We start from the raw sequence: 4,713 nt of genomic DNA on the forward strand, positions 1-4,713 counted from the left end.
TTTTCCTGCCGCCCCCGGGGCCCCGCCCCGAACCCCCTTCGGCCCCGAGCGGGCCTCACCCTCGGACGCCGGACGGGCGGGGCCCACCCCCGCGGTTCGTCCTCGACCGGCTGGGCCGGCTCGACACCGACGCGCCGTCACGGCAGGTCCAGGAACCGCCCGTGGGGCCGCCGCGGGGTCCCGCACGCCCGGATAGCGGACGCCGTGTTCCCTTTTTGGACAACCTGCCCGCACGGGCCCCGTTTCCGTTGACTCCCCCAACCTTCGCTGTGAGTCTTCTCGCCACCTTGACATGCACACGATATGTCAGGCTCCCTGTGGCCCACCCCACGGCCACCTCCCGAAGGAGACAGTGTGAGACGACGATTCGCCGTGGCGAGCTTCTCCCTCGCCGTCGCGCTCGGCTGCGGAACACTCCCCGCCGCGGCCGCCGCTCCCGCGAACACGGCCCGGTCCGCCCCCGCCGTGAACGCGCTCGCCGCGCCCGACGTCGACGTGACGAAGGTGCGGGCGCACCTGAGCGAACTCAGCGCCATCGCCGGCCGCAACGGCGGCAACCGCCGCTCCACCACCCAGGGGTACCGCGACTCGGTCGCCTACGTGAAGGGCACGCTGCAGGCGGCCGGTTACACCGTCACCGAGCAGCCCTGCACCTCCGGCTGCACCAGCGGAGCGGGCCCCAACCTGATCGCCGAGTGGCCGCAGGGCGACGCGAACAACGTGTACATGTTCGGCGCCCACCTCGACGGCGTCTCGGCGGGTCCCGGCATGAACGACAACGGCTCCGGCTCGGCCGCCCTCCTGGAGAACGCCCTGACCCTGGCCCAGCAGAACCCGGCCATGCGCAACCGGGTCCGCTTCGCCTGGTGGACCGACGAGGAGCAGGGCCTCAACGGCTCGGAGTTCTACGTCCGTTCGCTGTCCTCCACCCAGCGCTCCAGGATCCGGGCGTACTACAACTTCGACATGGTCGCCTCGACCAACGGCGGCTACTTCATCAACCGCATCACCACGTCGGCCGCCGCGCCGATGAAGGCGTACTGGGACTCGCTGGGCCTGCAGCCCGAGGAGAACACCGAGGGCGCCGGGCGCAGCGACGACTACCCCTTCCAGCAGGCCGGCATCCCCACCTCCGGTTACGCGATGGGCGCCAGTGCCCGCAAGACGTCCGCACAGGCCGCAAAGTGGGGCGGCACGGCCGGTTCCGCCTACGACCCCTGCTACCACCGGTCCTGCGACACCCTCACCAACGTCAACACCACCGGCCTGAACCGCGCGGCCGACGGCATCGCCCACACCCTCTGGCAGCAGGCCGTCTCGTCAACGACCCGGGACTAAAGTCCCGGGCTTGCACAACGGGCACCACTGGCGGTGATGCTGCGTTTGCGTCCAGCCCCGCCCCGCGGACGCGGAGGCGGGGCAGGGGCCGTTGACGTGACCCCGCATCGCCACAACTCCCGCGCACGAGCGCGGATGTTGCGGGAGCTGTTCCGATCCGCGTGATCAACGAATCCGCAGGACCGACACACGAACCGGGCCTGACAGACCCGGTTCGCCTGGTCGATGTGCCCGCACTCGGCGCAGGTGCGGGAGGTGTACGCCGGATCGACGTACACCACCGGCACCCCCGCCCGGCGGGCCTTGTACGCGATGAACTGCCCCAGCTGAGCAAAGGACCAGCTGGAGTGGGTGGCCCGTTGGGGCTTGCGAAGCCGTACCCTCTGCCGGATGCCCGTGAGGTCTTCCAGGGCGATCCCGCGCGAGGTGCGTTCTGCCTCGGCCACCACATGCTTCGCGATCTTGTGGTTGATGTCCCGTGCCCGCCGGGCCTCCTTGCGGCGGCGTCTCTTCAACCGACGCCTGGCGGACGGGGTGTTCTTCTGCTGCAGCTTGGTGCGCAGGCCGCGCTCGCGGGCCCGGATCCGGTTGAGTTCACGCCCGGCCATGATCTTGCCGTCGGAGGTGGTGGCGATGTTCACGATGCCCAGGTCGATGCCGAGGAAGTCCACCGGATCGGTGTTCAGCGGCGCCTCGGGGACCTCGCAGGTGGCGTTCAGGAACCACCTGCCGTCCCGGCAGATGAGATCGGACTCGCCCCTGCGGTACCGGGCGAGCGTGGCCAGCTGCTCCGGCGCGGCGGTGAACGCCACGTCCTTCATCCGCCCGCCGGTGGTCCACACCGACACCGTCCGCCCGGCGAGCTGCCACGAGAGCATCCGGTCGTCGAAAGGCTGGGCGCCCAGGGGACGGAAGACGACGGGCTTCTGGGTGGCCCGGCGGTGGCGTGCCGAGCCGGGAGGTCCGAAGCAGCCCGCCGTCAGGTTTGCCCGCAGGGTGGCGTAGGCGTCGCAGGTCTTCTTGATCGTGTGCTGGGCCGCCTGCGCGCCCAGGTCCCACCGCAACCTGACCTGGTAGTAGGTGAGTCTGCGCAGCGCGAAGTTCTTGAACTCCCCGCGTTCGAAGGCGACCTCGCTCACCCAGGTGGCGGCCTCGTTGCAGGCGCGCAGGGTCGCCTCCAGCGCCGCCGCCTGTACGGGCGTCGGCAGCAGCCTGACCTGCACCACCAGCTTCACGATCACCGATCGTAGACACCCGCGCGACGCCGCACCACGCGTTCCCCACCGGCCAGCCCATCGAGTGAAACCCGGCACTACGGGGTCCGCCTCGCCCTGCCCCGTGAGCGAGACCCGGCCGCCACGCGGCCTGGACGGACGCAGCGGCACCGCGGCGCTCCGCGCCGCGGGACACGAGGGTGCGATTCCTCCCGGGGCTGAAGCCCCGGGGTTCCTAGCAAGAACAAACTGAAGCCGGGAGACCGCCGGGTGGCCGTCTCCCCGCGGCCGGTGAGAGCGCGTCCCCGCGGACGGGCCTTCTGACCGACGACGTGTGCCTCCGGGTACCTGGCTGGCGCCGGCCTCCACGCGGTGCTCCGCCCCGCCGCCCCTCGCGGCGGGGCGGAGCCCGTTCCGGGTACCCGCGCGCGATGCTGGCGAGGGGACGACGGGAATACCCCCGGCCCGCGCCACTGCTGTGATCTTCGGAGGTACGACGATGACGACCACGGACGACAACCGGCACTACCGCATCGAGCACGACTCCATGGGGGAGGTGAAGGTACCCGCCGACGCCAAGTGGCGGGCGCAGACGCAGCGGGCCGTGGAGAACTTCCCGATCTCGGGGCAGCGCATCGAACGCGCCCACATCGAGGCCCTCGCCCGGATCAAGGGCGCCGCGGCGAAGGTGAACGCACGCCTCGGTGTGCTGGACGGGGACATCGCCGAGGCGATCGGCGAGGCGGCCGGAGAGGTCGCCGGGGGGAAGTGGGACGAGCACTTCCCCGTCGACGTGTTCCAGACGGGGTCGGGCACCTCGTCCAACATGAACACCAACGAGGTCATCGCCACCCTGGCGACCGAGCGGCTCGGGCGCCCCGTGCATCCCAACGACCACGTCAACGCCTCCCAGTCGTCCAACGACGTCTTCCCGTCCTCGATCCACATCGCCGCCACCGCCGCCGTCACCCGGGACCTCGTACCGGCCCTGGAGCACCTCGCGGCCTCGCTGGAGCGCAAGGCCGAGGAGTTCGCCGACGTGGTGAAGTCGGGGCGTACGCACCTGATGGACGCCACGCCCGTCACCCTCGGGCAGGAGTTCGGCGGGTACGCGGCCCAGGTGCGGTACGGGGTCGAGCGGCTGCACGCCTCCCTGCCGCGGCTGGCCGAGCTGCCCCTCGGCGGGACCGCCGTCGGCACCGGCATCAACACTCCGCCCGGGTTCTCCGCCGCCGTCATCGAGGAGATCGCCGAGGTCACCGGGCTGCCGCTGACCGAGGCCCGCGACCACTTCGAGGCGCAGGGCGCCCGGGACGGCATCGTGGAGACCAGCGGGCAGCTGCGGACGATCGCGGTCGGACTGACGAAGATCGCCAACGATCTGCGGTGGATGGCCTCGGGGCCCCGCACCGGCCTCGCCGAGATCACCCTGCCCGACCTCCAGCCCGGCTCCTCGATCATGCCGGGCAAGGTCAACCCGGTCGTCCCGGAGGCCGTGCTCATGGTCTGCGCGCAGGTCATGGGCAACGACGCGGCGGTAGCCACCGCGGGCGCGTCCGGCAACTTCGAGCTCAACGTGATGCTGCCCGTCATCGCGAAGAACGTCCTGGAGTCGATCCGGCTGCTCGCGAACGCCTCCCGGCTGCTCGCCGACCGCACGGTCGACGGGATCGTGGCCGACCGCGAGCGCGCCCGCGAGTACGCCGAGTCCTCGCCGTCCGTGGTCACCCCGCTCAACAAGTACATCGGCTACGAGGAGGCCGCGAAGGTCGCCAAGAAGGCGCTGGCGGAGCGGAAGACCATCCGCCAGGTGGTCCTGGAGAGCGGGTACGTCGAGCGCGGCGACCTCACCGTGGAGCAGCTCGACGAGGCCCTGGACGTCCTGCGGATGACGCGCCCGTGAAGCGGCACGGCTGAGGCGCGCCCCCGGCGTTCCCCCGGTGTGTCCCCGTCGTGCCCCCCCGTCGTGTGTCCCGTCGTGTGTCCCGGCCACGCCCCCGTCGGGTCTCCTCCGTGACCCCGCCGTGACCCCGCCGTGTCACCGGTGTACCGCACGGGTGAAGCGTGACGGGGACCGCAGCGGTCTGTGCCCGTGGCACCTAATATCTGCCCATGACAGAGGGCGGAGCTACAGGACACGGGGAAGAGGGCGGCCCACGCC

General features: G+C 71.3%; 3 protein-coding genes. 2 read left to right on the forward strand and 1 reads right to left on the reverse strand.

Going from position 1 to position 4,713, the window contains the following annotated elements; all coding sequences use genetic code 11:
- Positions 1–354 precede the first annotated feature (354 nt).
- On the forward strand, positions 355–1,338 hold the full coding sequence (locus AOK11_RS35735; protein ID WP_055597801.1) for a M28 family metallopeptidase: 984 nt from the start codon (positions 355–357) through the stop codon (positions 1,336–1,338).
- Here AOK11_RS35735 and AOK11_RS35740 read toward each other — a convergent pair.
- The gene (locus AOK11_RS35740) at positions 1,335–2,573 is read right to left on the reverse strand and encodes an RNA-guided endonuclease InsQ/TnpB family protein (protein ID WP_055597802.1); all 1,239 of its coding nucleotides are present in this window, start codon (positions 2,571–2,573) and stop codon (positions 1,335–1,337) included. The genes AOK11_RS35735 and AOK11_RS35740 overlap by 4 nt on opposite strands.
- 478 nt (positions 2,574–3,051) lie before the next feature.
- On the opposite strand from AOK11_RS35740, the gene AOK11_RS35745 reads away from it, so the two are divergent.
- The gene (locus tag AOK11_RS35745; RefSeq protein WP_055597803.1) at positions 3,052–4,455 is read left to right on the forward strand and encodes a class II fumarate hydratase; all 1,404 of its coding nucleotides are present in this window, start codon (positions 3,052–3,054) and stop codon (positions 4,453–4,455) included.
- The last annotated feature ends 258 nt before the right edge of the window (positions 4,456–4,713 follow it).

Origin of the sequence: Streptomyces hirsutus, assembly GCF_001418415.1 — a bacterium.
In the GTDB taxonomy this organism is placed as follows: Bacteria; Actinomycetota; Actinomycetes; order Streptomycetales; family Streptomycetaceae; genus Streptomyces; species Streptomyces hirsutus.

Excerpts from the sequence above, each read along its gene's own strand:
- AOK11_RS35745 (WP_055597803.1), top strand. The coding sequence starts at position 3,052 with ATGACGACCACGGACGACAACCGGCACTACCGCATCGAGCACGACTCC.